The sequence below is a fragment of the Streptomyces sp. NPDC012888 genome, from assembly GCF_042900645.1.
Lineage (GTDB): Bacteria > Actinomycetota > Actinomycetes > Streptomycetales > Streptomycetaceae > Streptomyces.
Genome location: NZ_JBIBBM010000011.1, coordinates 57,826 through 84,357, shown reverse-complemented (window position 1 = coordinate 84,357; position 26,532 = coordinate 57,826). Strand labels below are relative to the sequence as shown.

The following is a 26,532-nucleotide window of genomic DNA, read 5'->3' as shown; positions in this document are numbered from 1 at the left end:
CTTCGGTTCAGAAGCTCGAACGGAGTCGGGCCAGCAGGGTGTTCAGTACGGCGAGGTCCTCGTCGGCCCAGTCGGCCAGCGCCCGTTCGAGCGCGGCCGTGTAGCGGCCGGCGATCTCGGCGAGGAGCCGGCGGCCGGCCGGGGTGAGCCGGAGGATGCGGCACCGTCCGTCGCCGGGGTCGGTCTCGCGGACGATCCAGCCGCGTTCGGCGACGTGGGCCACGTGCCGGCTGGTGACCGAGATGTCGACGGCGAGCAGCTCGGACAGCCGGCCGAGCCGCATCTCGCCGTGCCGGTCGAGCACGGTGAGGACGGCGGCGGGTCCGGGCGGGCAGTCGGCGGGGAGGTTGCGGGCGAGGTCCCGTCTGACCGCGCCGATCCCGGTGAGCCGGCGGGCCAGCTCCTCGTAGTGGTTCGGCAACGGTCACCCTCCCCATCTTGTTGCTTAGGGCAACGATAGAAGAAGATGGTTGTTACAGGCAAATGAATCTGCGGGGGTCGGCGGTAAAGGAAACGGAAAACCCGCTAGGGTCCTGGGCCATGGCTGCACACGGCAACTCACAGGGCCCCGAGGGCGACTACGACCCCGCGGGCAGCACGCAGATGTTCCGGGCCTTCGTCGAGGAGGCGGACGCCGGCCCCGCCGGCGCTCCCGCCGCCCGCGGGCGCCGCAGGCAGTCCGGCTCCGGCGTCCCGCTCGGCCGGCTGGGCCTCGCCCTCGGTGTGGCGCTGCTGGTCGGCGCCGTGGCCTGGCTGGCCCTCCGCTAGCAGGTCCTCCGCCGGCCGGTCCTCCGCCAGGTCCCTCGAACCGGGCCGCCCGGCCCTCCGGCTACTTCCACGTCGCGGTGACCTCACGGGTCTCGATGTGCATGCCGAGCGGCACCCGCCAGGCCGCCACGCACACCGTGTAGGTGTGCGTGCGCGAGGTGCCGCCCGCGATCGGGGCGGGCAGCGGCTGGCTGCTGTCGATCGTGGCCCAGTCGATGCCGAGCGCGCCGATGACGTGGGTCGCGAACTCGACCGTGCCCGAACGGGCCGGGGTCGTACCGGTGTTGGTGAACCTCACGGTGACCTTCTCGCACCAGCGGTCCCCGGTGGCGGTGCGCACGGGCGTGCCGAGCACCAGTCGCGCGGGCGTGGCCGGCGCGGTACTGCCCGGGGGTTTCGCGGGCGGCGGCACGGCCACCGGCGGCTCCGGCGAGGGCGGGGTGGCCGGCGGCGCGGTCGGCCCCGGGGTGCCGGGACCGTCCGGGCCGGGCCCACCGGGGGCGTCCGGGCCGGGTGGCGCGGGGTCCGGGCCCGAGGGGCCGGAGCCGGGCGGGGTCCCGGGCGTGCCGGTACCGGAGCCCGGCCCCGACGGGCCGGGCACGGCGGACGCGGACGACGCGGACGGGCCGGAGGACCCCGCCGAGGGGCTCCGCCCGGCCGGGGAGGGGCCGTCGAGTGACTGGAACTCCACCCGGCCGCCGGGCGGCACGATCTGCCCTGGTGACCGCTCCGGACCCGCGCCCGCCGCGCCCACGGCCACGAAGCCGTCGTCCGCCGGGCCGCCGCAGCCGCCCAGTACGGCGACGACAGCAGCGACGGCGACCGCGACGACGACGCCGCGGGCGGTGCCGGCACGGGCGGTGGCGGCACGGGCGGTGGCGGCACCCGTGGCCGACCGGTCATGCGCTCCGCTTCGCATCGCGCCAGTGTTCCTGACGCGACGTCAATTATCCAGGGTTCATTCGCCGATGAGCCCCTGGCGGAGCTGTGCCAGGGTGCGGGTCAGCAGCCGTGAGACGTGCATCTGCGAGATGCCGACCTCCTCGCCGATCTGCGACTGCGTCATGTTGGCGAAGAACCGCAGCATGATGATCTGCCGTTCCCGGGGCGGGAGTTTGGCCAGGAGCGGCTTGAGTGACTCCCGGTACTCGACGCCCTCCAGCGCCGTGTCCTCGTACCCCAGGCGGTCCGCGAGCGAGCCCTCGCCGCCCTCGTCCTCCGGGGAGGGCGAGTCCAGGGACGAGGCGGTGTAGGCGTTGCCGACCGCGAGGCCGTCGACCACCTCCTCCTCGGACACGCCGAGAACGGCGGCGAGTTCGGGCACCGTCGGCGAGCGGTCCAGTTTCTGGGCCAGCTCGTCGCTCGCCTTGGTCAGTGCCAGGCGGAGCTCCTGGAGCCGGCGAGGGACCCGCACGGACCAGGAGGTGTCCCGAAAGAATCGTTTGATCTCGCCCACGACGGTCGGCATGGCGAATGTCGGGAACTCGACCCCGCGTTCGCAGTCGAACCGGTCGATCGCCTTGATCAGGCCGATCGTGCCGACCTGGACGATGTCCTCCATCGGCTCGTTGCGGCTGCGGAAGCGGGCGGCCGCGTAGCGGACCAGCGGCAGGTTCAGCTCGATCAGGGTGTCGCGGACGTAGGCCCGTTCCGGGCTGTCCGGGGCCAGGGCGGCGAGTCGCTGGAAGAGGGAGCGGGACAGGGTGCGGGTGTCGATGGCATCCGAGCGGTGGGCCGCTGCAGGCTCTTCGACTGCTGCAGGTGCCGCCGGGGCCTCGCTCTTGACGAGCGTGAGCACCTTGGAGCTGCCCTGGTCTACGGACATGCCACCCCCTTGAGGTCGCGGACGGTCGCGTCGGGCGCGCCCGTCGGAAGAACGCAGCCTCCACCTGAATACCGGAGGCGGGGCTGCGGCAAACGCGGTTCCAGCAGAATGTCACATGTCGGCAACACGCTGTAGCGCCAAGTCGACATATCAGTGCAGCGACAGACGGGAATGAGCCCGATCTGTCGGAAACGTATCGGTGATCTCCACCCGATCCGGTTAGGCCTCGATCCTGTTTGCGGATCTGAGCCGGGCGAAGCTCCGGGCCAGCAGCCGCGAGACGTGCATCTGGGAGACCCCGAGTTCCGCGCTGATCTGCGATTGCGTCAGGTTGCTGTAGTAGCGGAGCAGCAGGATCCGCTGTTCGCGCTCGGGCAGTTGTACGAGCAGGTGCCGGACCAGGTCGCGGTGTTCGACCCCCGCGAGCTCCGGGTCCTCGTACCCGAGCCGGTCGAGCAGGCCGGGCAGGCCGTCGCCCTCCTGGGCGGCCTCCAGGGAGGTCGCGTGGTAGGAGCGGCCGGCCTCGATGCAGGACAGCACCTCGTCCTCGGCGATGCGCAGCCGCTCGGCGATCTCCGCCGTGGTGGGGACCCTTCCGTGGAGCGTGGTGAGGTCCTCCGTGGCCGCGTTGACCTGCACCCACAGCTCGTGCAGCCGGCGCGGCACGTGCACCGTGCGCACGTTGTCCCGGAAGTAGCGCTTGATCTCGCCCACCACGGTCGGCATCGCGAAGGTGGGGAACTGCACCCCGCGGTCCGGGTCGAACCGGTCGATGGCGTTGATCAGGCCGATGGTGCCGACCTGGACCACGTCCTCCATCGGCTCGTTGCGGCTGCGGAAGCGGGCGGCCGCGTAGCGGACCAGCGGGAGGTTGGCCTCGATCAGGGCCCCGCGCACCCGGGTGTGCTCGCTGCTGCCCGGTTCGAGGCCCTTCAGGCGGGCGAACAGCACCTGGGTGAGGGCCCGGGTGTCGGCGCCCCGGCCCTGCGGCCTGGCGGCGGGCGGGGGCTCCTCGGGAGGTTCCTGCTGGGGTGGCACCTGAGGCGCAGTACTGGCCGGCACGGTCACGCCACCCCTTCGATGTCAACTAGACGCAAAAGCGGTCATAGCATCACAAGACATGTGCACTGTGCGCAAGCACCGTATATCGCCGTGTTGAGGGCAAGTTGGGCATTAAGGGAGGTATTCCGGCGCTGGTCGGGCGCCATTTCGCACGGTGGGGTGCGGGCCGCCCGCGTGGTTTCCGCGCGGGTTTCCGCCGGCTGTCCGCGCCGTACTCGCAAAAGACCCCCCATCCGTCGGAGTGGGGGGCTGGTACGTCCGTCCGGGAAACGGATCGGGCCGCTGGTCAGCTCACCAGTTCGGTCATGAATTCGCCGATGCCCTTGGCGGCGTCGGATATCCCCTGGAAGCCGAGTTCGACCATCTCGGCGGCCCGCTTCGGCTGGGTGATGATGACGAACAGGACGAACACGGTCAGGGCACCCGTGATGAGTTTCTTGGTGTCCACGAGCGGTTTCGGCCTCCCCTGCCGGTCCTGCGGATTCGGGTGAGTCTAACCGGTCGGCTTCGAACACTCACCCGGCCTTTAGGGACCAACGACCCGGCACGAGGGGCCCTTCGCCGCGCGCCCGGCGGCGGGCGGAGGCGCAGGATTGATACCGAGCCCGCCGGTTCTGGCAGGAAACCGGAGGGCTGTAGGGACGAGACCTCACTGCGGGGTCCGGGCCGCGCGCTTCCCCCTGAACGCGGCCCGGGCTGGCAGGTCCCGTCTCGCCGGGGGAAGCGGCTTGTCCCCCCGATGCCGCTTCCCCCGCTCCGGCGTACGAAGGCCCCGACCCAGGTCGGGGCCTTCGTCGCGTCCGGAGCAGCCGGAGCAGCATGAGCAGCATGAGCAGCCGGAGCGTCCGCAGCAGGCCCGGGGCGTCCTACTCCACGGCACCGAGCAGGCCGACCACCGGCGCGACGGGGGCGATCACCGGGGCCAGGTGGTTCGGCAGGTTGGCCAGCTCGTTCAGCTGGTTGAGCCCGCCGCTCACCCTGCCGCCGATCTCCTGGACGGAGGCGGGCTGGGCGCCGGCCGGCATGCCGGGGGCGGCCTGGGGCAGGTCGGGCAGGCTCAGGGGGGTGGTGCCCACCGGCAGGGCGGAGGCGGTGGGGGCGGCGAGGCCCGCGGCGGCCCCGGCGAGGGCGAAGGCGGCGAGCATGCGCTGGGTCTTGTTCATGCCGTGTCAACGGGCCCCGGGGCGCGGCGGTCACGGCGGGCATGCGCGAGAGCCCCGGTTCGTACGAACCGGGGCTCTCGGCGTGAGCGGTGGTGGAGGGATTTGAACCCCCGATGGGTTGCCCCATACTCGCTTTCGAGGCGAGCTCCTTCGGCCACTCGGACACACCACCGAGAGAGATCCTAGCCCACGCCGGGGCGTGCTTTGCAAATCGATGGCGTGGGGCGGTCGTCACAGCTGCCGGAAGAAGGCGGTGAGCGGGGCGGAGCACTCCTCCTCCAGCACTCCGGCGATCACCTCGGGCCGGTGGTTGAGCCGGCGGTCGCGCACGAGGTCCCAGAGCGAGCCGGCGGCGCCCGCCTTCTCGTCCCGCGCGCCGTACACGACCCGCGCGACCCGCGACTGCACCAGCGCTCCGGCGCACATGACGCACGGTTCAAGGGTCACCACCAGCGTGCAGCCGGGCAGCCGCCACTCGCCGAGCGCGGCGGCGGCCCGGCGGAGCGCGAGCACCTCGGCGTGGGCGGTGGGATCGCCGGTGGCCTCGCGTTCGTTGAACCCCGTGCCGAGGGTGCGGCCGTCGGGGCCGAGCAGGACGGCGCCGACCGGCACGTCACCGGCCGGCACCGCCCGCTCCGCCTCCGCCAGCGCCAGGCGCATGGCGTCCCGCCACGGGTCCCGTACGGGGTCGGGGTACTGCTGGGGGGTCACTAGCGGACGGCCTCCAGCACGTCGGTCGCGCCGAGGGCGTCCACGATCTCGGCGATCGCGTCCCCGTCGAGGGTCAGCAGCTGCTTGCGGTTCACCCCGAGGTCGGCCAGCAGGTCGGAGTCACCGAGCGGTCCTACCGGTGCCGGTTCGGCTCCGGCCCGGGCGTCGTCGTCGTCTTCCTCCTCCTCGTACGCGGCGACCGCCTCGTCCTCGCCGTCCTCGGTGCCGTCGAGGTCCAGCTCGTCGAGTTCGTTGTCGTCGTCCTGGTCGCGGCCCAGCAGCTCGTCGGTGAGCATCGAGCCGTAGGAGCTGCGGGCGGCCGACGCGGCGTTGGAGACGAAGATCCGGGGGTCGTCCTCACCGTCGAGGCGGACGACGCCGAACCAGCCGTCCTCCTGCTCGATGAAGGCGATCACCGTGTCGTCGTCGACCGCGGCGGCGCGGGCGAGATCGGTCAGATCCGTCAGCGACTCGACGTCGTCGAGTTCCATGTCGCTCGCTTCCCACCCGTCTTCGGTGCGCGCGAGCAGTGCGGCGAAGTACACCGTGACTCTCCCACTGGTCATAGGCGTGATGCCGGTCGGATGCCGGTTGGAGGTCCCCCCGGCCGGAGTCGGGGGGTGGAACAGCTTCCGTGCTTGCCGTTTCGAGCCCCGCCCCATCGGCATCGTGGCAGAAACAGCGGCAATGCGAGAGGTCTTCCGCGCTTGCGTCGTGCCGCGCCGTGTCCGGGGCGGCCCGTCGTGCGTGCTGTACGGGGGTGGTGTCCGGCCACGGGGAGGCCCTCCGCGGGGAGTGGCGCGGCGGCTGCCGGGGGGCGGCGGCGGGCGTGCGGGGCGGTGGTCCGCGGCGTACCGGCCAGCGGCGGGGCGGCAAGTGGCGTAGCTGCGGTACCCGGGGGCTCCGCGGGTCGGGGTCCGCGCCGGCCCGCGGCCCGTCACCAGCGGAACGTGCGCATGCGCATCTGCTGGCGCATCCGGGCGGCCCGGGCGCGCCGCGGCTGCACCCGGTCGCGGAGCTCGCGCGCCTCGTTCAGGTCGCGCAGGAACTGCGCCCGGCGGGCCCTGCGCTCGGCCGCCGTCTCCGGCTCTCCTTCTTCGGTGCTGAACTGGTGCTCATCGGGCATCGGCCACCGTCCCAGCTGGTCCGTCGTCCTCCTCCGCCGCGCGAAGCAGACCCCCCGCACCCACCTTCCCCCCGAGGGGCTGGTTGATGCCAGTGTCCCGCCGGGCCGGCCCGCCGCCGGGGCGGTCTCATCAGGCGGTCACCGCGGTTACTGTGGGGTCATGCGGATTCACGTCGTCGACCACCCGCTGGTGGCGCACAAACTCACCACCCTGCGCGACAAGCGCACGGACTCCCCGACCTTCCGGCGGCTCGCCGACGAGCTGGTGACCCTGCTCGCGTACGAGGCCACCCGGGACGTGCGCACCGAGCAGGCCGACATCGAGACCCCGGTCAGCCCGACCACGGGCGTGAAGATGTCCCACCCGCGCCCGCTGGTGGTGCCGATCCTGCGGGCCGGCCTGGGCATGCTGGACGGCATGGTCCGGCTGCTGCCGACGGCCGAGGTCGGTTTCATGGGCATGGTCCGCAACGAGGAGACCCTGGAGGCCTCCACGTACGCGACGCGCATGCCGGAGGACCTCTCGGGCCGCCAGGTGTACGTCGTGGACCCGATGCTCGCCACCGGCGGCACCCTGGTCGCGGCGATCCAGGAGCTGATCAAGCGCGGGGCCGACGACGTGACGGCCGTGGTGCTGCTGGCCGCTCCCGAGGGCATCCAGGTGATGGAGCGCGACCTGGCCGGTCAGCCGGTGACGGTGGTGACCGCCTCGATCGACGAGCGGCTCAACGAGCACGGTTACATCGTGCCGGGGCTGGGCGACGCGGGTGACCGCATGTACGGCGCGGCCGAGTAGCCGTCGGCCCCGGTCAGCACTTCCTGGCGGGCGCGGGCGGGGGACTGGCCAGGGCGGCCAGGGCCTTGTCGGCGTCCGCCTTCGTGCTGAGTTCCTTGAAGGCGCTGCCGAGGATCAGGTCGACGTCCGCGGTCTCGCGGGTGTCGGTCTGCTGGGTGGTGCCGGGCAGCTGGGTGCCGAGCACCGAGTAGACGGCCTTGTCGGTGCGGGGGGAGCCGAGCAGTATCCCGGCGCCTGGCACCTTCTTGTCGAAGTCGGCGGGCGCGTTGCCGACCTCGCCGACGGTGAACCCGCGCTTCTTCAGCTCGTCGCCGACGGCCTTGGCCAGGCCGGAGCGTGGGGTCGCGTTGTAGACGTTCACGGTGATGGAGCCGGGCGGGGGGAGCTTCACGGCGGCGGCCGGGGCGGCGGAGGCCGCGCCGGGCTTGCCCTTGCCGCAGTCCCCGGAGCCCTGGCCGGCCACCGTCTTCTTCCCGTCGTCTCCGAACACGCCGATGAGCTGGAGCGTTCCGTAGCCGAGCAGGCCGAGCGCCACGACGCCGCCCAGGACGGCGAGCACGATCCGGCGGCGGCGCCGGGGGCGGGACATACGGGGGTAAGCGGCTCCCGTTACGCGGTACTTTCCGCCCATGCCGGGGGGAGTGAGCATGCTCATGGGCGCAGCGTAGTGCGGCCCGGTGGCGATGCCCACCAAATGATCTGCTGATAGTGCAGACCAGACCCGAAAGGCGCAATCAGCCCAGTTCGAGGACGCGGGCGTGCAGGACCTGGCGCTGCTGGAGTGCCGCGCGGACGGCGCGGTGCAGGCCGTCCTCGAGGTAGAGGTCGCCCTGCCACTTCACGACGTGGGCGAAGAGGTCGCCGTAGAAGGTCGAGTCCTCGGCGAGCAGCGTCTCGAGGTCCAGCTGGCCCTTGGTGGTCACCAGCTGGTCGAGCCGGACCGGGCGCGGCGCGACGTCCGCCCACTGCCGGGTGCTTTCCCGGCCGTGGTCGGGGTACGGCCGCCCGTTTCCGATGCGCTTGAAGATCACACGGAAAGCCTACCGGGCCGGTGGCTGCGGGCGCAGCCTCGCGACGTTGATGGAAAGGTGGCAAACAGGGCTATTTCGGGAGTGAGAGGGGAGTGAGAGATGAGCGACAGCACCGCTTCGGCCGCCCCGGACTCACCGCGGGGCCCGGTGGAGGAGATCGCCGCCGGTTACGCGTTCACCGGGCCCGCGCTCGATCTGGGGGCGCTGGTCTGGGACGGCGAGTGCCTGCCGGAGCGGCAGGTCCGCATTCCGCTGGCGATGCTGAACCGGCACGGACTGGTGGCGGGGGCCACCGGAACGGGAAAGACGAAAACGCTCCAGCTGATCGCGGAACAACTGTCCGCGAACGGGGTTCCGGTCTTCCTGGCGGACGTGAAAGGGGACGTGTCTGGAATCTCGGCCCCCGGCGAGCCGGGCGGGAAGACCGCGGAACGGGCGCGGGAGGTGGCCCAGGATTGGACGCCGACCGGTTACCCCACGGAGTTCTACTCTCTGGGCGGGATCGGCCCGGGAATTCCGGTGCGGGCCACGGTGACCAGTTTCGGACCGGTCCTGCTGTCGAAGATCCTCCAGATCAACCGGACGCAGGAGCAGTCCCTGGGCCTGATCTTCCACTACGCCGACTCCAAAGGCCTGGAACTCGTCGACCTCAAGGACCTCCGGGCGGTAGTCGCATTCCTCGTCTCGGACCGGGGAAAGGCCGAGCTGAAGGGGATCGGCGGGCTGTCGACGGTCACCGCCGGCGTCATCCTCCGGGCCCTCACCGCATTCGAGCAGCAGGGCGCCACGGAATTCTTCGGCGAGCCGGAATTCGAGACGGGTGAATTCCTGCGGACGGCGGAGGGCGGGCGCGGACTGGTGTCCGTCATGGAACTCCCGGCGGTGCAGGACAAGCCGCGGCTGTTCTCGACGTTCCTGATGTGGCTGCTGGCCGACCTGTACCACGACCTGCCGGAGGCCGGGGACCTCGACCGGCCGAAGCTGGTGTTCTTCTTCGACGAGGCGCACCTGTTGTTCGACGGCGCGTCGCAGGCGTTCCTGGAAGCGATCACGCAGACGGTGCGGCTGATCCGGTCCAAGGGGGTCGGGGTCTTCTTCGTGACCCAGAACCCGAAGGACGTGCCGGGGGACGTCCTGGCGCAGCTGGGCAACCGCGTGCAGCACGCGCTGCGGGCGTTCACGCCGGACGACGCGAAGGCGCTGAAGGCCACGGTGCGGACGTTCCCCCGTTCGGAGTACGACCTGGAGGAGCTGCTCACCCGGCTGGGGACGGGCGAGGCGGTGGTCACGGTGCTCGACGAGCGCGGCGCGCCGACGCCGGTGGCCGCGACCCGGCTGCGGGCACCGCAGTCGCTGATGGCCCCGATCGAGCCGGCGGCCCTGGAGGGCGCGGTGCGGGCGTCGCCGCTGTACCCGCGGTACGCCGAGGCGGTGGACCGGGAGTCGGCGTACGAGCGGATCGGTGCGGAGCAGGCGGCGGCGGAGGCGGCGGCCACGGCGGCGGCGCAGGCCGAGGCCGAGGGCCAGACCCAGACCCAGACGCAGGCCCAGGGCCAGGGCCAGGCTCCGCGGGGCGCGGCGCCCGAACCCGAGCCGTCGCTGACCCAGCAGGTGCTCGGGAGCGGCCTGTTCCGCTCCCTGGCCCGATCCGTCGGCACCCAGCTGGGCCGCGAGATCTCCCGCTCCCTCTTCGGCACCACCCGCCGCCGCGGCTGACCCCACCGCCCGGGCCGACCGGCCCGGTCCGGCCCCGCCACGCGCCCCGGGGCTCCGCCCGGCCGCTCAATCGCCGCTCGGGCTGGATTGGCCCGGCGGGGGTGTGGCCGTGAGGGCCGGTTCCGGGGGCATGTCCAGCCCCTCCGGCGTTTGAGGAGCGGGGTGCGGGGCGGAGCCCCGGGGGCGGATCAGGGCCGCTTCGCGGACTTGGCCGCGGCTTTCGCCTCCTGTTTGTACGCGCGGACCTTCGCCAGCGACTCCGGCCCCGTGATGTCCGCCGCCGACCGGTACGTGCCCGCCGCCCCGTACGCCCCCGCCGCCTCGCGCCACCCCGCGGGCCGGACCCCGAGCTGCTTGCCCAGCAGGGCGAGGAAGATCTGCGCCTTCTGCTCGCCGAACCCCGGCAGCGCCTTCAGCCGCCCCAGCAGCTCCGCGCCACTGTCCGCGCCGGACCACACCGCCTCCGCGTCGCCCCCGTAGTGCTCCACCAGGTACCCGCACAGCTGCTGGATGCGCTTCGCCATCGACCCCGGGTACCGGTGCACCGCCGGTTTCTCCGAGAGCAGCGCGGCGAAGGCCTCCGGGTCGTACGCCGCGATGGCGTGCGCGTCCAGATCGTCGCCGCCCATCCGCCGGGCGATGGTCCAGGGACCGGAGAACGCCCACTCCATCGGCACCTGCTGGTCCAGCAGCATGCCGACCAGCGCCGCCAGTGGGCTGCGGCCCAGCAGTTCGTCGGCTTCCGGGTCCTGCGCGAGCCTGATCTGGATGTCCATGGCTCCAGCGTGCCCCGGCGGCCCGCTCCGCGCGCGGCCGTCACACCCCGGGCCTAGCGTGAGTACCGAGTGAGCGCACCCGCGTGACAGGAGTGGACCACCATGAAGGACTTCCCGGAAGGCGCCCCCTGCTGGGCGGACGCCATGTTCAGGGACGCGGCCGGAGCCAAGCGCTTCTACGGCGAGGTGCTGGGCTGGACCTTCGGCGGGGCCGCCACCGAGTACGGCAACTACACCCAGGCCTACTCGGACGGCAAGGCCGTGGCGGCCATCGTCCCGCCCATGCCCGGTGGCGACGACATGCCCTCCGCCTGGTGCCTGTACCTGGCGACCTCCGACGCCGCCGCCACCGCCGAGAAGATCAAGGCGGCGGGCGGCAACGTCCTGATGGAACCCATGCGGGTGGGCGAGTTCGGCACGATGCTGCTGGCGCAGGAGCCCAGCGGCGCCGTCTTCGGCTGCTGGCAGCCCGGCGAGCACCGCGGTTTCGAGAAGATGGGCGAGAACGGCGCGTACGCCTGGGCCGAGGTGTTCACCCGCGATCCCGACCGGGCCGACGCCTTCCTGCAGCAGGTCTTCCCGTACGCGGCGCAGCGGATGGAGCCCGGCGACGATCCGGCGGAGGCCGGGATGGACTTCAAGGTCTTCAGCGTGCCCGGGGCGGAGCAGCCCGTGCTGGGGCGGTTGAGGATGGGCGAGGACTTCCCGCCCGAGGTGCCCCCGTACATCCAGGTCTACTTCACCGTGCCCGACTGCGACGCCGCCGTGGCCAAGGCCAGGGAGCTGGGCGGCACCCTGTACTTCGGGCCCATGGACAGCCCGTTCGGCAGGTTCGCGGCGATCGCCGACCCGCAGGGCGCGGCCTTCGCGGTCATCGACATGTCCACCACGGCGGGTGAGATGCCGGAGATGAGCGAGGCCTGACCGGCCCAGGATGCCGGCCAGCACACGCACGGCGTCGGACCCGCACCGCGTCTCCCACAGGCGCCCGTCCCCCGTGCGGGGCAGGCACGTTGGGGCGGGTCGCGCGCAGCGATCCGGGTGTAGGCCCTGGACGGCAGGAGCGCGGTGGGCGTCAACACCAGCCCGCGCCCGCCCCGTTCCCGGCTGATGACGCAATGCCGACGCAGCAGGGTCAGCGTGCCGTCGTCCCAACTGGCCTGCTCCTGCGGCTCGTTGAGTACGTGCGCGGAGCCGTACTCGGCGACCTGTCGTGCCCGGTGGAAGACGTCGGCCTCCAGCACCCGGCGGGTCCGGCGACGCAGCCGGTTACGGCGTGGTGCTGCGCGACCGCCTGATGCTCGCCCTGCTGCCGCTCTTCGGTCCAGCTCTTCGTCCACTCCCTCACCGAGATCGCGCTGCCGCTGGCCGTCCACGACAGCGGGCTGTCGTCCGCCGTGTACGGGGCGATGGCGGCGGTCAACGCGGTCCTGGTGGTCCTGCTCCAGCCGCTGGCAGTGGCGCGGCCGGCCGGTCTGCCGCGGCTGACGATGCAGGGCGCGGGCACTGACCGGGGTCGCCGACCCCATCGCCGGTTACGCCGTCTCGGTGGTGGTGTGGTCGCTGGGCGAGGTGGTGGTGGCCGGGATCGCGGCGCCGGTGGTCGCCGACCTGGCGCCGGCGCACGCCCGCGGCCGCTACCAGGGGCGCGTTCAGCTGGCCGTGGGGTCTGGCCCGGTTCGGCGCGCTGAACCTAGGGGTGGCCGTCTACACCCCCGGCCCCGGACCACACCCCGGCACGCCCAGGACAGCCCCGGGCCCCGCCGCCGGAGGCCGGCCCCCCACCGCGCCGGGCAGCGGCACCACGCTCAACCCGTAGGGATCCGGTCGCCGGAGCCGCCGTGCGCCCGCGCCGGTGGAAGGTCCGCAGCGGGGCGCGGGGTGCCGTGGAAGACCTGGCTGGTGTGCCAGGAGCGGTGGTGCGGCGCGACGGGGCGGACCCCGGCTTGCGGGCCGATCAGGGGCCGGCCCGCCAGGGTCGTGACCTGTTCCCGGGCGCGTCGCCGCCTCCGCCGCACTGGGATGCCCGCCGTGGGAGATCGGGCCGTGCGCCGGCTGCGGCCAGCTCATGCGGTGCCACGGACGGAACGCAGCCGTGTTCTGCAACGTGTGCCGGTCCGTCCTCAACGACCGGTAGGCGGGAACTGCAACCACGCACGTCGAAGGGCCCCACCGCGAACGGTGGGGCCCTTCGACATCGTGCCCGGTGAGGCACTGGCGGAGGATACGAGATTCGAACTCGTGAGGGGTTGCCCCCAACACGCTTTCCAAGCGTGCGCCCTAGGCCTCTAGGCGAATCCTCCGCCGCAAACAATACAAGACGTTGAGGGGTGCTCGCGAACCTCGTCGGCGAGGTGGTCGACGGGCGGGGAGCGGGCTCGATTCCTGGGCCCGGGATCGGCTACGCTGGGGTCCAGCCCCTCACGTGGCGCTATCTCACCCAACTCCCCCAGGGCCGGAAGGCAGCAAGGGTAAGTGGGCTCTGGCGGGTGCGTGGGGGGCGCTTGCGTTCTCCGGCGGGCCGGAGGACGCCCGTTGTCGGCGGGCCCGGATAACCTCGTAAGCGTGTCGTCCCTTGCGCTGTACCGCCGCTACCGCCCCGAGTCGTTCGCCGAGGTCATCGGGCAGGAGCATGTCACTGCCCCGCTGATGCAGGCCCTGCGGAACAACCGGGTCAATCACGCGTACCTGTTCTCGGGCCCGCGCGGCTGCGGCAAGACGACCAGCGCCCGGATCCTGGCGCGGTGCCTCAACTGTGAGCAAGGTCCCACTCCGACCCCGTGCGGGGAGTGCCAGTCCTGCCGGGACCTCGCCCGGAACGGCCCCGGGTCGATCGACGTCATCGAGATCGACGCCGCTTCGCACGGTGGTGTGGACGACGCGCGTGACCTGCGCGAGAAGGCCTTCTTCGGTCCGGCGGGCAGCCGCTACAAGATCTACATCATCGACGAGGCCCACATGGTCACGTCGGCCGGCTTCAACGCCCTGCTGAAGGTGGTCGAGGAGCCGCCGGAGCACCTCAAGTTCATCTTCGCGACCACCGAGCCGGAGAAGGTCATCGGGACGATCCGGTCCCGCACCCACCACTACCCGTTCCGGCTGGTGCCGCCGGGCACGCTCAGGGAGTACCTGGGCGAGGTGTGCGGGCGGGAGGGCATCCCCGTCGAGGACGGGGTGCTGCCGCTGGTGGTGCGGGCCGGCGCCGGGTCCGTGCGTGACTCGATGTCCGTGATGGACCAGCTGCTGGCCGGCGCGGGCGAGGAGGGTGTGACGTACGCCATGGCCACCTCGCTGCTCGGTTACACGGACGGGTCGCTGCTCGACTCCGTCGTGGACGCCTTCGCCGCCGGGGACGGGGCCGCCGCCTTCGAGGTCGTGGACCGTGTCGTCGAAGGCGGCAACGACCCGCGCCGGTTCGTCGCGGACCTGCTGGAACGGCTGCGGGACCTGGTGATCCTCGCGGCGGTGCCGGACGCGGGCGAGAAGGGGCTGATCGACGCCCCCGCCGACGTGGTGGAGCGGATGCAGGCGCAGGCCTCCGTGTTCGGCGCGGCCGAGCTCTCCCGGGCGGCCGACCTGGTCAACGCGGGGCTGACGGAGATGCGCGGCGCGACCTCGCCGCGGCTCCAGCTGGAGCTGATCTGTGCGCGGGTGCTGCTGCCCGCCGCCTTCGACGACGAACAGTCCTTCCGGGCCCGGCTGGACCGGCTGGAGCGCGGTGCGGGCGGGCCGGGCCCGGCCATGACCGCCGCGCCTGGCGGTCCGGCGATGGGGTACGTCCCGGGGCCCGAGGCGCACGGCATGGCGCCCGCGGGTGCCGGGGCCGTGGGCGGCGCGGCCGCCGCCCGCGCCGCGGTCCGCGGCGGTCAGGGTGCCGCCCCGGCCGCCGCGCAGCCCGCCGCGTCCGCGTCCGCCGCCGTGCCGCCCACTGCGTCCACGTCCGCGTCTGCCGCCGTGCCGCCCGCCGCGTCCGTACCCGCCGCCCCGCCCGCCGAGGTCGCGCCGGCTGCGGCCCCGCCCGCCGCCGAACCGCCGGCCGGCCGGGCGCCCGGGGCCGGAGCCCCGCCCGTCGCCGCCGAGCCTCCCGCCGCCCCTGCTCCGGGGGCCTGGCCCGGGGTGACCAAGCCCGGGGCCGGTGCCCCCGCCGCGGCGTCCGGCGCCCCCGCGCCGGGGACCTGGCCCGGCGCCGCCCAGCCCGGGTCCGGGGCTCCCGGGGCCTGGCCGGGCGCCGCCCAGCCGGGGTCCCGGCCGGCCGCGCCCCCGCCCGCGCCGGCCTCCACCGCTCCCGAGCCCGCCGCCGCTCCGGCCGCTCCGGTGGGCGGCGGCATGGGCGGGACCGGGGCCGGTCAGGTGCACGCCATGTGGCCGAGCATCCTGGAGGCGGTCAAGAACCGGCGCCGCTTCACCTGGATCCTGCTCAGCCAGAACGCCCAGGTCACCGGCTTCGACGGGACCACCCTCCAGCTGGGCTTCCCCAACCCCGGCGCCCGGGACAACTTCTCCAGCAGCGGCAGCGAGGACGTCCTCAAGGCGGTGCTCGCCGAGCAGTTCCAGGTGCACTGGAAGATCGACGCCGTGGTCGGCGGCGGTGGCGCGGCCGCCCCCGCGGCCCCCTCGTACGCGGCCCCGTCCGCGCCCGCGTACACCCCGCCGCCCGCGCCGGCCCCGGGCCCCGCCCCGGCGGCGTCCGCCGCGCCCACCGCGGCCCCCGCCCACGTGCCGCCGCCGAACCCGCCGGCGGCTCCCGTACCGGACGCGCCGCCGCCGGTCGCCCCGGAGGACGACGTACCGGAGGACGACGACCCGGACCTGGTCGAGAGCGCGCTCAGCGGCCACGACCTCATCGTGCGGGAGCTCGGAGCCACGGTTGTGGAGGAATACACGAACGAGTAGGGGCCGGAAGTTGGGTGGCCGCACGAAGGGCACACCGCGGCGCGGGCTAGGCTGCATACCGTGAAGGTCCTCGTCATCGGCGGCGGCGCCCGCGAACACGCCCTGTGCCGCTCTCTGTCCCTCGACCCCGACGTCACCGCCCTCTACTGCGCCCCGGGGAACGCCGGCATCGCCGAGGTGGCCGAGCTGCGGCCGGTCGACGCCCTCGACGGCGACGCCGTCACCCGGCTCGCCACCGAGCTCGGCGCCGGACTGGTCGTCATCGGCCCCGAGGCGCCGCTCGTCGCCGGGGTCGCCGACAGCGTCCGGGCGGCCGGCATCCCCGTCTTCGGCCCGTCCCGCGAGGCGGCCCGGCTGGAGGGCTCCAAGGCCTTCGCCAAGGACGTGATGGCCGCGGCCGGCGTGCCCACCGCCCGCTCCTACGTGTGCGTCACCCCCGAGGAGGTCGACGCGGCCCTGGACGCCTTCGGCGCGCCGTACGTCGTCAAGGACGACGGGCTCGCCGCCGGCAAGGGCGTCGTCGTCACCGAGGACCGGGCCGCCGCCCGCGAGCACGCCCTCTCCTGCGAGCGCGTGGTCATCGAGGAGTTCCTGGACGGACCCGAGGTGTCCCTCTTCGCCATCACCGACGGCGTGACGGTGCTCCCCCTCCAGCCCGCCCAGGACTTCAAGCGGGCCCTCGACGGCGACCAGGGCCCCAACACCGGCGGCATGGGCGCGTACTCCCCGCTGCCCTGGGCCGACCCCAAGCTGGTGGCCGAGGTCATGGAGACGGTCCTCCAGCCCACGGTCGACGAACTCCGCCACCGGGGCACCCCGTTCTCCGGTCTCCTCTACGCGGGCCTCGCGATCACCTCGCGCGGCGTCCGGGTGATCGAGTTCAACGCCCGCTTCGGCGACCCCGAGACCCAGGTCGTACTGGCCCGGCTGCGCACCCCGCTGGCGAGCGTCCTGCTGAACGCCGCCAACGGCACCCTGGACGCGGAGCCGCCGCTGAACTGGCGCGAGGACGCGGCCGTCACCGTGGTGGTGGCCTCCCACAACTACCCCGGCACCCCGCGCACCGGCGACGCGATCGAGGGCCTGGACGAGGTCGCCGCCGAGGACGGCCCCGAGGCGTACGTGCTGCACGCCGGGACCCGCCGCGAGGGCGACGCCGTGGTCAGTGCGGGTGGTCGCGTGCTGTCCGTCACCGCGACCGGTTCCGATCTGGCGCAGGCCCGCGAGAGGGCGTATAAGGCGGTCGCGCGGATCAGGCTCGACGGCTCGCAGTACCGCACCGACATCGCCTCAAAGGCGGCCGAAGGCCGCTGACCGGCACGGATCCCCCCGGGCGGGCCCGACGCGCAGTCGCTGCGTGCGGGCCCGCCCGTGCGATTGCATCCAGCCGCCTTCGAACGCACCCAGCTTTACCCAAAGCCATTCCATCGGGTGATCGATGGCCCCTTCGCCTGACGGATCCCCGCGCCCCAACTAGGGTGCGGCGCAAGCATTCCGGAGCGCGTTCCGGGCTTGTTCCGGCACTTGGCCCTCCGGCATTGCGATGTCAGTGGCGAGTGTCACAGTGGGGGAGTGAGCAAAGCCGCCGCAGGGCAGAGGGGGTGAGGTCCGGCCGTGTCCGGAACCGGTTCGACCATGGAGTCGACGATCGAGGTGGGCGCGCTGACGGCGCGCCTCCGGGCCCTCGCCGTACTGCGCGTGCGCAGCCGGGCCCTGGCCGTGGTGCTGCTGCCGGCCGCCCTCGCGGTGGTGCTGGTGGCAGCCCGGGCGACGGGCCGGCTGGCCGGGGACCCCTGGCCGGCCGTGACCCTGGTGGTGTGCGGGGTGGCCGTGCTGGTGCTGCTGGCCGCGGCGGTGTTCGGTGCGGTGGTGCTGCGCGCGAGTCCGGCCGTGACCCCGACCGTGCCGCTGAGCGAGGCGGCCGCTCCCGACCTCTACCGGCTCGTCCGTGACCTGGCCGACCGGCTGGACGTGCCCGCACCCTCCGCCATAGCCCTGACCCCGGACTGCGACAGCTGGCTGGAGGACCGCACCCATGCGGCCCACCGCCGCCGCGGCATATCGCCGGACACCCCCGACGCCGCCCCCGTGCTGGTGATCGGCTCCCCCTTCCTGTGGTGGATGAGGGTCGGCGAGCTGCGGGCCGTGCTGGCCCCGGTCGTCGCCGGTACGGGACCCTCCGCGCAGCCCGACATAGCCGAGGCCCGGCGCTTCGTGCGCGGCCTGGACGCGGCCGTGGACGTGGGCGGCCGCCCCGGACTGGGCTGGATCGCCCACCCGGCCCGGCTGCTGCTGCGGCTGTGCCGCGCCGACGCCACCGAGATGGAGCGCGGCGTCGCCTCGGCCGCCTCCGAGCGGGCGCAGGGCGTGGACTACGGGCTGCGGATCGTCGCCCAGGAGCAGGTCGGCCTGGCCTACGCCGGCTGGGACCGGCTGCTGACCCGGGTGGCCCTGCCGGCCTGGCGGATGGGACGCTGGCCGGCCCGGCTGGACGCGGGCGTCGTGTCGGCGCTGACCGAGCTGTCCCGCCGGGACCGGCTCGCCGACGGCTTCGCCTCCCGGCTGGGCGAGCGTCCGGCCTGCGACCTGCTGGAGCAGCCCGGCGCGGTGGACGAGGCGGCCTCGCTGCTCGCGGCCCGGCTCTTCCACGGTGGCCCGCCCGAACCGGGGCCGGACTGGTCCCCGGTGGACTGGGCGGAGTACCCGGAGGAGGTCGTGGACCGCAAGTGGCGCACGGAGGCCGCCCGGCTGCACGCCGCGCTGGACGCCCTGGCAGTCCCGGCCGGCGGCGCCGCGCCCGCACCTACCGGCTCCGCCCCGGCGTCCGCATCCGCATCCGCGCCCGCCGCGGACGCCCTCGCCGGACCCACCCTGGAGCGGGTCCTTGCCTACCTCGGCGACGAGGACGGCTCGGCCGGAGAGGCACTGTCGGGACGTCTCAGCGGTGACGTGGCGCGCGAGGAGCGCTCCGCCGGAGCCCGGGCGGCCCGGGCGCGCGGCTCGGACGCCGTGCCGCTGTTCCCGCTGCAGCCGCCCCGTACCGGCCGCGACCTGCTGGCCGACCACGTCACCGCCATGGTCTGCTGCGCCGCCGTGGACTCGGCCGGCGCGGGCCCGGGCCTGGACTGGCTCGACGGGCCGGTGCTGCTGGTCGGCGGCGAGCGGCGGGCCGACCTGGCCCCGCGGGTCCTGTCGCTGGTCGAGGACGGCGACCCGGAGCCGCTGCGCGACTGGCTCGCGGAGCTCGGGATCCGCCCGGAGAAGCCGGTCCGACTGGTGTGAGAGGCCCGCCGGACCGGCCCGCCGCCCGCCGCTCCTCCCGCCCCCCAACCGGAAAATCCGGGTTCCACTCACGCCAATTCACGACGAACGGTGACGGAGTGAGTGCGTTATGTGATGTGCTGGGACCGGTCACGGCCGACCACGCGACCGCACGGGCCATGGACGACCGGGGGACGAGGGAGGGGAGCGGAATGGGTACGGACCAGATCCGCCGCTGGGAATCGGGTGCGCTGGCACACGCGGTGAACGACCCCTTCGGTCAGGGGCCGCTCCCCTGGTTCCGGGGCGGCGAGGTGTACTTCGGCGACACCGGCCAGATGGTGCCCTGGTACGTCGACCCGTCCGCCGCCCCCGGCCAGATCCCGGCGCCGCGCGACGGCGGCGGCTGCGGCCCCCGCAGCGCCGACGACGTGCACCGCCAGATCAAGGGGTTCGCGTCCACCGGGGCCGTCACCCCCGGCGAGGCCATCGACTTCCACATCACCGTGGACCCGCCGCAGCAGTTCTCGGTCGACATCTACCGCATCGGCCACTACGCGGGGGACGGGGCCTCCAAGATCCACTCGAGCCCCCGGCTCTCCGGCATCGTCCAGCCCGCCCCGCTCACCGCGGACCGCACGGTCTCCTGCCACCACTGGTGGCTGTCCTGGCGCCTCCAGGTCCCCGCCTACTGGAACGTCGGCGCCTACGTCGCCGTCCTCACCACCGTCGACGGCTACCGCTCGCACATCCCGTTCACCGTCCGCGACGACCACCCGGCCGACCTGCTCCTGCTGCTGCCCGACGTCACCTGGCAGGCCTACAACCTCTACCCCGAGGACGGCCGCACCGGCGCCAGCCTCTACCACGCCTGGGACGAGGAGGGCCGGCTGCTGGGCGAGGAGGACGCGGCCACCACCGTCTCCTTCGACCGCCCCTACGCCGGCGCCGGCCTGCCCCTGCACGTCGGGCACGCCTACGACTTCATCCGCTGGGCCGAGCGCTACGGCTACGACCTCGCCTACGCCGACACCCGGGACCTGCACGCCGGCCGCGTCGACCCCTCCCGCTACCGCGGCCTGGTCTTCCCCGGCCACGACGAGTACTGGTCGGTGCCGATGCGCCGCACCGCCGAACGCGCCCGCGACAACGGCACCTCGCTGGTCTTCCTGTCCGCCAACACCATGTACTGGCAGGTGGAGCTCAGCCCCTCGCCCTCCGGGGTGCCCGACCGGCTGCTCACCTGCCGAAAACGCCGCGGCCCCGGCCGGGCCGCCCTGTGGCGCGAGGTGGACCGCCCCGAGCAGCAGCTGCTCGGCATCCAGTACGCGGGCCGCGTCCCCGAGCCCGTCCCGCTGGTCGTCCGCAACGCCGGGCACTGGCTGTGGGAGTCCACCGGAGCCGGTGAGAACGACGAACTCCCCGGCCTGGTCGCGGGCGAGGCCGACCGCTACTTCCCCCGCACCCAGCTCCCCGAGCACCAGGACCGGATCCTGCTCGCCCACTCCCCGTACGAGGACGGCGACGGCCACCGGCGGCACCAGGAGACCTCCCTCTACCGCGCCCCCAGCGGGGCCCTGGTCTTCGCGTCCGGGACCTTCGCCTGGTCCCCGGCGCTCGACCGCCCAGGTCACGTCGACGAGCGCGTCCAGAAGGCCACCGCCAACCTCCTCGACCGGATCTGCAAACGCGACTGACCCCCGGGCCCGGTCCGGGACGGCGGTGCGGGAGAATCGGTGTGTCTCATACAGAACCACAGGGAGACCCCGTGTCCGGATTCGTCGAAAAGCCCGAGCCGGTTCAGGTTCCGGGCCTCATCCACCTCCACACCGGCAAGGTCCGTGACCTCTACCGCGACGGGGACGGCAACCTCGTCATGGTCGCCAGCGACCGCATCTCCGCCTACGACTGGGTCCTGCCGACCGAGATCCCCGACAAGGGCCGCGTCCTGACCCAGCTCTCCCTGTGGTGGTTCGACCAGCTCGCCGACCTCGTCCCCAACCACGTCATCGGCACCGACGCCCCGGCCGGCGCCCCCGCCGACTGGGCCGGCCGCACGCTGGTCTGCCGGAACCTCGACATGGTCCCCGTGGAGTGCGTGGCCCGCGGCTACCTCACCGGCTCCGGCCTCGCCGAGTACGAGCAGACCCGCACGGTCTGCGGACTGGCGCTGCCCGAGGGCCTGGTGGACGGTTCCGAGCTGCCCGCGCCGATCTTCACCCCGGCCGCCAAGGCCGAGGTCGGCGAGCACGACGAGAACGTCTCCTACGAGGAGGTCGCCCGTACGGTCGGTGCCGAGACCGCCGCCCTCCTCCGCCAGACCACCCTCGCCGTCTACGGCCGCGGCCGGGACGTCGCCCGCGAGCGCGGCATCCTCCTCGCCGACACCAAGTTCGAGTTCGGCTTCGCCGGCGAGGAGCTGGTGATCGCGGACGAGGTCCTCACCCCGGACTCCTCCCGCTTCTGGCCCGCCGACGAGTGGCAGCCGGGCCGCGCCCAGCCGTCGTACGACAAGCAGTTCGTCCGGGACTGGCTGACCTCGCCGGACTCCGGCTGGGACCGCCGGAGCGAGACACCGCCGCCCGCGCTGCCGCAGCAGATCGTCGACGCCACCCGCGCCAAGTACGTCGAGGCGTACGAGCGCCTCACCGGCCAGAGCTGGGCCTGACGTCCGCGGCGGCCCGGGGCCACCGGCTCCGGGCCGCCGCGACCCACGCGCGCAGCCGCCCCGCCCCCGCTCCCGCCAGGGTCGCCGGAACACGAAGAAGCCCCCGGTCACCAGGACCGGGGGCTTCTGAACCGAGCGGACGACGAGATTCGAACTCGCGACCCTCACCTTGGCAAGGTGATGCTCTACCAACTGAGCCACGTCCGCATGCGCCGTAGCGCGAGAACCACTATACCCAACCTCGCTCCCGTGCGAGACGCACTGCCGTGTGCCGGTTCTCCGCACCCAGCTTCGCGGCCGCCGCGGAGAGGTAGTTCCGCACCGTCCCCTGGGACAGCGAGGCCCGTTCGGCGATCTCCGCGATGGGCGCCCCGTCCGCCGCGAGTTCCAGCACCTCGGCCTCTCGCGCGGTCAGCGGGGAGTCCCCCGCGCTGATCGCGTCGGCCGCCAACTCCGGGTCCACGTAACGGCCTCCGGCGTGCACGGTGCGGATGATCTCCGCCAGCTTCTGCGCCGAGACCGTCTTCGGGGCGAACGCCCGCACCCCCGCCGACAGGGCCCGCTTCAGATGGCCCGGCCGCCCGTGACTGGTCACGATCATGGTCTTGCAGTCGGGCAGTTCGACCCGCAGGGATGTGGCGACACTCACACCGTCCGCACCCGGCATCTGCATGTCCAGCACCGCCACGTCCGGCCGGTGCGCCCGCGCCATCGCCAGCGCCTCCGGACCCGACGCGGCCTCCGCGACGACCAGCAGGTCGTCCTCCAGTGCCAGCAGTGCGGCGACCGCGCCCCGGATCAGGTGCTCGTCGTCGGCCAGCAGTACACGTACGGGGCTCACGCCCGCACCTCCCGTCCATGGATCTCCGCCTCTTCCGCCGGGCGGCACTCCCGGCCCGGCACGACCGCCCGCAACCGGAACCGGCCCCCCGCGACCGTCCCGGCGTCCAGCGTGCCCTCCAGCACCGCCAGCCGTTCCCGCAGGCCCGCCAGGCCCGAACCGGGAGTGCCCGCCGGCTCGGCCGGCGCGCCGTCGTTCTCCACGTCCAGCACCAGCCCGTCCTCCCCCTCGCCCTTCCCCGCGTAGAGGCGGATCACCACGTTGCGCGCGTCCCCGTGCCGCAGCACGTTCGTGGTGGCCTCGCGGACCACCCAGCCCAGCGCCGACTGCACCGCGGCGGGCAGCTCGCGCCGGTCCCGCAGCTCCACCCGGCAGTTGATGCCGGCGGCCGCGAGCACGCCCCGGGCGCCCTCCAGCTCCACCGCGAGGTCGGCCTCCCGGTAGCCGCGCACCACGTCGCGCACCTCGCGCTGCGACTCCCGGGCGATCCGCTGCACTTCGATCATCTGCTCCACGGCCTCGGGCCGGCCCCGGCGGGCCAGCTGCACGGCCAGCTCGCTCTTGAGCGCGATCACCGCCAGGTTGCGGCCCATCACGTCGTGCAGGTCCCGGCCGAACCGCAGGCGCTCCTCCGCGACCGCCAGCCGCGCCTGGAGTTCGCGGGCGCCGTCCAGCTCCCAGACGGTGGTCAGCAGCCACCGGGAGAACCCGAAGGTGAAGGTGAGCAGTCCGCCGCCGATCACGAGGCCCAGGCAGTACCCCAGGGCCTCGGCCGGCGGCCTGCCCAGGGCGAACACGGTCAGGGCGACCGCCGCCGCCGTGGCCGGGACCACGTAGACCATCCGCCGCATCCGGCGCATCACCAGGGTCAGCGAGCCGAGCCCGAAGCCGATCACCCCGCTGACGACGGTCGGGGCGAGGCTGTGCTCGTCCGGCCGGCGGGTGGTGTCCACCAGGAGCACCACCATCGTGGTGACCCAGCTCAGCAGGGCCAGGACCAGGGCCGGCCGGACCGGCCGCGCACGCCGCTGCAACGCCCAGTCCAGGGACCGGGAGGACACGAACCCGCACAGGAAGGCGTGGACGACGACCAGTACCACCGGGAGCAGGAACAGCGGTTCGGGACGGCCGGCCGAGGCCAGCGCGCCCAGGCCTATGGTCACGATCTCGATCAGCACGAAGCTGTGGAACGACCAGCGCGTGTAGATCTCGACCTTGGCCGCACTGCTGCGGCGGCTCCACCATCCCGTCAGCCTGGTCATGGCCGACACCCCCCGGTTCTAGCGACGCGGCTCCCAGCGGAACCACTTCCGGACAGCAAACACGGTGATCATCATCCAGGCCAGCGTGACGACCGCGGCGGTGGCCAGGTCCTCAGCCCCGCCGGTGCCCAGCCAGCCGGCCCGCACCAGGGTCATCACGCCGGTCAGCGGCAGCAGTTCGCAGACGGAGGCCGCCTTCTCCGGCAGGGTCTCCAGCGGCACGAACAGCCCCGACCCCATGGAGGTCACCAGGAACAGCGGCAGGGTGGTGATGCCGGCGCTCTCCACGTTCCGGGTGAAGGCGCTGGTCACCGCCGCCATGCCGGCCAGCAGCACGGTGCCGGCCAGGACCGCGGCCACGAGCAGCAGCGGGTTCTGGGGGACGCGCACGTCCAGCGCGGTCGCGCCGGCCACCGCGAGCACGATCACCTGGAGCAGGGCCAGGACCGCGGCCGGCAGGGCGCCCCCGGCCAGGATCTCCAGGTCGTTGGCCTCGCCGGTGCGCAGCCGCTTGAGGACGAGCTCCTCGCGCCTGGCCACGTAGGCCGACACCAGGTTCATGTAGACGACGAGGATCAGCACCATCCCGATGCCGCCGGTGAGCGTGGCCTCGCCGATCGCGGACGCGCCGCCCTCCAGGTCGAACTCGCCGAGGGTGGAGCGCAGTATGAAGACCATCAGCAGCGGCATCAGCAGCGCCACGGAGAGCGTGGCCCGGTTGCGGACGAGCAGGGTGAGCTCGGAGCGGCCCAGCGCGAACAGCCGGCCGGGGTTCAGGGTCAGGGTGTTCATCGGGTGCCCGCCATGGTGTCGTCGCTGCCGGTACGGTCGTCCTGCTCGGGGGTCCGGCCGAGTGTGCCGGTCCGGCGGTTCTGCGCGATCTCCAGGAACGCCTCCTCCAGGGAGGCGGACCGCGCGTCCAGCCCGGCCAGCTCCACGCCTTCCTGCTCCGCCCAGCGCAGCAGTTCCGCGAGGGCGGTCTGGAGCCGGTCGGTGCGGATCTCCACGCGCTGTCCCTCAGCGGCGGCGCGCAGGGACAGCGGAAGCTGCTCGGGTCCCGTTCCGTCGGGCAGGGTGAACCGGATCCGGGACGGGCGGGTGGCGGTGACCTCGGCCGGGGTGCCGGAGAGCACCAGCTCGCCCTCGTGGAGGATCGCCAGCCGGTCGGCGAGCTCCTCGGCTTCCTCCAGGTAGTGGGTGGTCAGCAGCACCGTCGTGCCCTGGGCGCGCAGGGCACGCACCAGGTCCCAGGTGTCCCGGCGGCCTTCCGGGTCCATGCCGGTGGTGGGTTCGTCGAGGAACAGCACCTCCGGCCGCCCGAGCAGCGCCAGCGCCAGGTCGAGCCGCCGCCGTTCGCCGCCTGACAGCTGCTTCACCCGTACGGAGGACCGCGCGGTCAGGCCGACCAGTTCCAGGACCTCCGCGGCGGGGCGGGGCCGGCTGGTGACGCCGGCCCACATGCGTACGGTCTCGGCCACCGACAGGTCCGAGGGGAAGCCGCCCTCCTGGAGCATCACGCCGGTGCGGGGCCGTACCCGGGCCCGGTCCCGGTAGGGGTCCAGGCCGAAGATCCGTACCCGGCCGTCGGTCGGCTCGGCCAGGCCTTCCAGCAGCTCGACGGTGGAGGTCTTGCCGGCGCCGTTGGTGCCGAGCAGGGCGAAGATCTCGCCGCGGGCGACGGAGAAGGAGATGCCGGAGACGGCTTCGAAGCCCCCCGAGTAGCTGCGGCGCAGCTCCTCGACTTCGATCACGGACTGGTCGGTGTCGGTCATGGATCCAGCCTCGGGCCGGCGGCCGGGCGTCGGCAGTGGGCGCTGTCATGTCCGGCGATGACAAATGTCATGGGTGCCCGTCGGGGGAAACGCAGAAGACCCCAGTCGTGATGACTGGGGTCTTCGCACTGAGCGGACGACGAGATTCGAACTCGCGACCCTCACCTTGGCAAGGTGATGCTCTACCAACTGAGCCACGTCCGCATGCATCCACTCGGCTTTCACCGGTGGTGCGTGCCCCACTCTACCCGATCCACCGGGGTGGATGGCAAAGCGGTGCGGAGCGGGTGACAGGAATCGCACACTGCGCCTTCCCCCTGGAAGGGGGATGTTCTGCTACTGAACTACACCCGCACGACCTCCGGGCTTCCGACCTGCGGTCTTGGCCCCTCGGCGTGATCCACACACTAGCGGATCGGGTGGGGTGGTTGGCAAATCCGGGTTCAGTGGGCCTCGTTGTAGGCCTCGTAGACCTTCTTGGGGATGCGGCCCCGCGGCGGCACGTCGAGCTGGTTGGACCGGGCCCAGGCGCGCACCACCGCCGGGTCGGGGGCGAGGGAGGTGTGCCGATAGGTCTTCCCGGAGCGGGCCTGGCGCCGGCCGGCGGCCACGTAAGGGGCGAGGCTCTTACGCAGTTTCTTTGCGTTGGCGGGATTGAGGTCGATCTCGTACGACTTACCGTCCAAACCGAACGCGACCGTTTCCGCCGCTTCTCCGCCATCGATGTCGTCGGAGATCGTGACTACTACGCGCTGCGCCACGGATATCGGCCCCTTCGTGCGACATCTCCCGCTCTGACGTGCGGTGATGTCGACTGTGTGGATGTTTCGTAACAATGCCGCTTTCCCGGGCAATGCCCGG

Annotated in this window: 26 protein-coding genes, 5 tRNA genes, 1 other RNA gene and 1 pseudogene; 10 read left to right on the top strand and 23 right to left on the bottom strand. The window is 73.2% G+C overall.

Going from position 1 to position 26,532, the window contains the following annotated elements:
- Positions 1–7: 7 nt before the first annotated feature.
- Positions 8–421, bottom strand: a complete 414-nt coding sequence (locus tag ACFY61_RS20340) for a MarR family winged helix-turn-helix transcriptional regulator (protein WP_389473773.1) — start codon at positions 419–421, stop codon at positions 8–10.
- Between the two features lie 119 nt (positions 422–540).
- Between ACFY61_RS20340 and ACFY61_RS20335 the strand changes: the two genes are divergently transcribed.
- Entirely contained in the window at positions 541–768 is a 228-nt protein-coding gene (locus ACFY61_RS20335; RefSeq protein ID WP_389473771.1) for a hypothetical protein, read from the top strand.
- A 61-nt stretch (positions 769–829) separates the two neighbouring features.
- Here ACFY61_RS20335 and ACFY61_RS20330 read toward each other — a convergent pair whose 3' ends face one another.
- From ACFY61_RS20330 to ACFY61_RS20290, 9 genes are all read right to left on the bottom strand, one after another.
- The gene (locus ACFY61_RS20330) at positions 830–1,687 is read right to left on the bottom strand and encodes a hypothetical protein (protein WP_389473769.1); all 858 of its coding nucleotides are present in this window, start codon (positions 1,685–1,687) and stop codon (positions 830–832) included.
- Between the two features lie 39 nt (positions 1,688–1,726).
- Positions 1,727–2,593 carry an RNA polymerase sigma factor SigF gene (locus ACFY61_RS20325; RefSeq protein WP_389473767.1) on the bottom strand — a complete coding sequence of 289 codons (867 nt, stop codon included), beginning with the start codon at positions 2,591–2,593 and terminating at the stop codon, positions 1,727–1,729.
- Positions 2,594–2,812: 219 nt separating this feature from the next.
- On the bottom strand, positions 2,813–3,655 hold the full coding sequence (locus ACFY61_RS20320; RefSeq protein ID WP_389473765.1) for an RNA polymerase sigma factor SigF: 843 nt from the start codon (positions 3,653–3,655) through the stop codon (positions 2,813–2,815).
- Between the two features lie 286 nt (positions 3,656–3,941).
- Positions 3,942–4,103, bottom strand: coding sequence for a hypothetical protein (locus ACFY61_RS20315; RefSeq protein WP_389473764.1), 162 nt, complete (start codon positions 4,101–4,103; stop codon positions 3,942–3,944).
- 418 nt (positions 4,104–4,521) lie between these two features.
- On the bottom strand, positions 4,522–4,818 hold the full coding sequence (locus ACFY61_RS20310; RefSeq protein WP_389473762.1) for a hypothetical protein: 297 nt from the start codon (positions 4,816–4,818) through the stop codon (positions 4,522–4,524).
- An 87-nt stretch (positions 4,819–4,905) separates the two neighbouring features.
- A tRNA-Ser gene (locus tag ACFY61_RS20305) sits at positions 4,906–4,990 on the bottom strand.
- Positions 4,991–5,049: 59 nt separating this feature from the next.
- Positions 5,050–5,478, bottom strand: coding sequence for a tRNA adenosine(34) deaminase TadA (gene tadA, locus ACFY61_RS20300; RefSeq protein WP_389474036.1), 429 nt, complete (start codon positions 5,476–5,478; stop codon positions 5,050–5,052).
- Positions 5,479–5,528: 50 nt separating this feature from the next.
- Positions 5,529–6,074 (bottom strand): hypothetical protein, encoded by a 546-nt coding sequence (locus ACFY61_RS20295; RefSeq protein ID WP_389474035.1) that lies wholly within the window; start codon positions 6,072–6,074, stop codon positions 5,529–5,531.
- Positions 6,075–6,466: 392 nt separating this feature from the next.
- Positions 6,467–6,655, bottom strand: a complete 189-nt coding sequence (locus ACFY61_RS20290; RefSeq protein ID WP_389473761.1) for a hypothetical protein — start codon at positions 6,653–6,655, stop codon at positions 6,467–6,469.
- A gap of 160 nt (positions 6,656–6,815) precedes the next feature.
- Here ACFY61_RS20290 and upp point away from each other — a divergent pair, with 160 nt between their 5' ends.
- A complete protein-coding gene (upp, locus tag ACFY61_RS20285; protein ID WP_389473759.1) occupies positions 6,816–7,451 on the top strand; it encodes a uracil phosphoribosyltransferase in 636 nt (211 codons plus the stop codon).
- Between the two features lie 13 nt (positions 7,452–7,464).
- Here upp and ACFY61_RS20280 read toward each other — a convergent pair whose 3' ends face one another.
- Both ACFY61_RS20280 and ACFY61_RS20275 read right to left on the bottom strand, forming a co-directional pair.
- Positions 7,465–8,106, bottom strand: a complete 642-nt coding sequence (locus tag ACFY61_RS20280; RefSeq protein WP_389473757.1) for a LytR C-terminal domain-containing protein — start codon at positions 8,104–8,106, stop codon at positions 7,465–7,467.
- Positions 8,107–8,185: 79 nt separating this feature from the next.
- Positions 8,186–8,482, bottom strand: coding sequence for a type II toxin-antitoxin system VapB family antitoxin (locus ACFY61_RS20275; protein WP_003955420.1), 297 nt, complete (start codon positions 8,480–8,482; stop codon positions 8,186–8,188).
- A gap of 99 nt (positions 8,483–8,581) precedes the next feature.
- On the opposite strand from ACFY61_RS20275, the gene ACFY61_RS20270 reads away from it, so the two are divergent.
- Positions 8,582–10,198, top strand: coding sequence for a helicase HerA-like domain-containing protein (locus ACFY61_RS20270; protein WP_389473754.1), 1,617 nt, complete (start codon positions 8,582–8,584; stop codon positions 10,196–10,198).
- 188 nt (positions 10,199–10,386) lie between these two features.
- Here the strand turns inward: ACFY61_RS20270 and ACFY61_RS20265 are convergent, their stop codons facing one another.
- Positions 10,387–10,974 (bottom strand): HhH-GPD-type base excision DNA repair protein, encoded by a 588-nt coding sequence (locus tag ACFY61_RS20265; protein ID WP_389473752.1) that lies wholly within the window; start codon positions 10,972–10,974, stop codon positions 10,387–10,389.
- A gap of 102 nt (positions 10,975–11,076) precedes the next feature.
- Here ACFY61_RS20265 and ACFY61_RS20260 point away from each other — a divergent pair, with 102 nt between their 5' ends.
- A complete protein-coding gene (locus tag ACFY61_RS20260; protein WP_389473751.1) occupies positions 11,077–11,898 on the top strand; it encodes a VOC family protein in 822 nt (273 codons plus the stop codon).
- A gap of 884 nt (positions 11,899–12,782) precedes the next feature.
- On the opposite strand, the pseudogene ACFY61_RS20255 reads toward ACFY61_RS20260, so the two are convergent.
- Positions 12,783–12,977 (bottom strand): annotated as a pseudogene (locus tag ACFY61_RS20255) (restriction endonuclease); the annotation flags it as partial.
- A gap of 212 nt (positions 12,978–13,189) precedes the next feature.
- Positions 13,190–13,277, bottom strand: a tRNA-Ser gene (locus tag ACFY61_RS20250).
- A 109-nt stretch (positions 13,278–13,386) separates the two neighbouring features.
- Here ACFY61_RS20250 and ffs point away from each other — a divergent pair.
- The 6 genes from ffs (at position 13,387) to ACFY61_RS20220 (ending at position 21,796) form a co-directional block, all read left to right on the top strand.
- An RNA gene (gene ffs / locus ACFY61_RS20245) (signal recognition particle sRNA small type) lies at positions 13,387–13,485 on the top strand.
- 54 nt (positions 13,486–13,539) lie between these two features.
- Entirely contained in the window at positions 13,540–15,867 is a 2,328-nt protein-coding gene (locus ACFY61_RS20240) for a DNA polymerase III subunit gamma and tau (protein ID WP_389473749.1), read from the top strand.
- Positions 15,868–15,927: 60 nt separating this feature from the next.
- Positions 15,928–17,181: a phosphoribosylamine--glycine ligase gene (gene purD / locus ACFY61_RS20235; protein WP_389473747.1), complete on the top strand. Its 1,254-nt coding sequence runs from the start codon at positions 15,928–15,930 to the stop codon at positions 17,179–17,181.
- A gap of 321 nt (positions 17,182–17,502) precedes the next feature.
- Positions 17,503–19,149, top strand: coding sequence for a hypothetical protein (locus ACFY61_RS20230; protein ID WP_389474033.1), 1,647 nt, complete (start codon positions 17,503–17,505; stop codon positions 19,147–19,149).
- A 191-nt stretch (positions 19,150–19,340) separates the two neighbouring features.
- A complete protein-coding gene (locus tag ACFY61_RS20225; protein WP_389473745.1) occupies positions 19,341–20,825 on the top strand; it encodes a N,N-dimethylformamidase beta subunit family domain-containing protein in 1,485 nt (494 codons plus the stop codon).
- A 71-nt stretch (positions 20,826–20,896) separates the two neighbouring features.
- Entirely contained in the window at positions 20,897–21,796 is a 900-nt protein-coding gene (locus ACFY61_RS20220; RefSeq protein ID WP_389473744.1) for a phosphoribosylaminoimidazolesuccinocarboxamide synthase, read from the top strand.
- A 134-nt stretch (positions 21,797–21,930) separates the two neighbouring features.
- Here ACFY61_RS20220 and ACFY61_RS20215 read toward each other — a convergent pair.
- The 8 genes from ACFY61_RS20215 to ACFY61_RS20180 all read right to left on the bottom strand — a co-directional run bounded on the left by ACFY61_RS20215 (position 21,931) and on the right by ACFY61_RS20180 (position 26,432).
- Positions 21,931–22,003, bottom strand: a tRNA-Gly gene (locus ACFY61_RS20215).
- A gap of 22 nt (positions 22,004–22,025) precedes the next feature.
- Positions 22,026–22,637 carry a response regulator gene (locus ACFY61_RS20210; RefSeq protein ID WP_389473743.1) on the bottom strand — a complete coding sequence of 204 codons (612 nt, stop codon included), beginning with the start codon at positions 22,635–22,637 and terminating at the stop codon, positions 22,026–22,028.
- Complete coding sequence (locus tag ACFY61_RS20205) at positions 22,634–23,899, bottom strand: sensor histidine kinase (protein ID WP_389473742.1); 1,266 nt, start codon at positions 23,897–23,899, stop codon at positions 22,634–22,636. The genes ACFY61_RS20210 and ACFY61_RS20205 overlap by 4 nt, the downstream gene beginning before the upstream one ends.
- 18 nt (positions 23,900–23,917) lie before the next feature.
- A complete protein-coding gene (locus tag ACFY61_RS20200) occupies positions 23,918–24,691 on the bottom strand; it encodes an ABC transporter permease (protein ID WP_389473740.1) in 774 nt (257 codons plus the stop codon).
- Positions 24,688–25,671: an ABC transporter ATP-binding protein gene (locus ACFY61_RS20195; RefSeq protein ID WP_389473739.1), complete on the bottom strand. Its 984-nt coding sequence runs from the start codon at positions 25,669–25,671 to the stop codon at positions 24,688–24,690. Before ACFY61_RS20195 ends, ACFY61_RS20200 begins: the two co-directional genes overlap by 4 nt.
- Positions 25,672–25,802: 131 nt before the next feature.
- Positions 25,803–25,875: transfer RNA gene (locus ACFY61_RS20190), tRNA-Gly, on the bottom strand.
- Between the two features lie 78 nt (positions 25,876–25,953).
- Positions 25,954–26,025: transfer RNA gene (locus ACFY61_RS20185), tRNA-Gly, on the bottom strand.
- An 89-nt stretch (positions 26,026–26,114) separates the two neighbouring features.
- Complete coding sequence (locus ACFY61_RS20180; RefSeq protein ID WP_389473737.1) at positions 26,115–26,432, bottom strand: Lsr2 family protein; 318 nt, start codon at positions 26,430–26,432, stop codon at positions 26,115–26,117.
- Between the last annotated feature and the right edge of the window lie 100 nt (positions 26,433–26,532).

Excerpts from the sequence above, each read along its gene's own strand:
- ACFY61_RS20225 (WP_389473745.1), top strand. The coding sequence starts at position 19,341 with ATGGGTACGGACCAGATCCGCCGCTGGGAATCGGGTGCGCTGGCACAC.
- ACFY61_RS20230 (WP_389474033.1), top strand. The coding sequence starts at position 17,503 with ATGGAGTCGACGATCGAGGTGGGCGCGCTGACGGCGCGCCTCCGGGCC.
- ACFY61_RS20330 (WP_389473769.1), bottom strand. The coding sequence starts at position 1,687 with ATGCGAAGCGGAGCGCATGACCGGTCGGCCACGGGTGCCGCCACCGCC.
- ACFY61_RS20270 (WP_389473754.1), top strand. The coding sequence starts at position 8,582 with ATGAGCGACAGCACCGCTTCGGCCGCCCCGGACTCACCGCGGGGCCCG.
- ACFY61_RS20195 (WP_389473739.1), bottom strand. The coding sequence starts at position 25,671 with ATGACCGACACCGACCAGTCCGTGATCGAAGTCGAGGAGCTGCGCCGC.
- ACFY61_RS20205 (WP_389473742.1), bottom strand. The coding sequence starts at position 23,899 with ATGACCAGGCTGACGGGATGGTGGAGCCGCCGCAGCAGTGCGGCCAAG.
- ACFY61_RS20335 (WP_389473771.1), top strand. The coding sequence starts at position 541 with ATGGCTGCACACGGCAACTCACAGGGCCCCGAGGGCGACTACGACCCC.
- tadA (WP_389474036.1), bottom strand. The coding sequence starts at position 5,478 with ATGCGCCTGGCGCTGGCGGAGGCGGAGCGGGCGGTGCCGGCCGGTGAC.
- ACFY61_RS20280 (WP_389473757.1), bottom strand. The coding sequence starts at position 8,106 with ATGAGCATGCTCACTCCCCCCGGCATGGGCGGAAAGTACCGCGTAACG.
- ACFY61_RS20325 (WP_389473767.1), bottom strand. The coding sequence starts at position 2,593 with ATGTCCGTAGACCAGGGCAGCTCCAAGGTGCTCACGCTCGTCAAGAGC.
- ACFY61_RS20260 (WP_389473751.1), top strand. The coding sequence starts at position 11,077 with ATGAAGGACTTCCCGGAAGGCGCCCCCTGCTGGGCGGACGCCATGTTC.
- upp (WP_389473759.1), top strand. The coding sequence starts at position 6,816 with ATGCGGATTCACGTCGTCGACCACCCGCTGGTGGCGCACAAACTCACC.
- ACFY61_RS20290 (WP_389473761.1), bottom strand. The coding sequence starts at position 6,655 with ATGCCCGATGAGCACCAGTTCAGCACCGAAGAAGGAGAGCCGGAGACG.
- ACFY61_RS20310 (WP_389473762.1), bottom strand. The coding sequence starts at position 4,818 with ATGAACAAGACCCAGCGCATGCTCGCCGCCTTCGCCCTCGCCGGGGCC.
- ACFY61_RS20200 (WP_389473740.1), bottom strand. The coding sequence starts at position 24,691 with ATGAACACCCTGACCCTGAACCCCGGCCGGCTGTTCGCGCTGGGCCGC.
- ACFY61_RS20265 (WP_389473752.1), bottom strand. The coding sequence starts at position 10,974 with ATGGACATCCAGATCAGGCTCGCGCAGGACCCGGAAGCCGACGAACTG.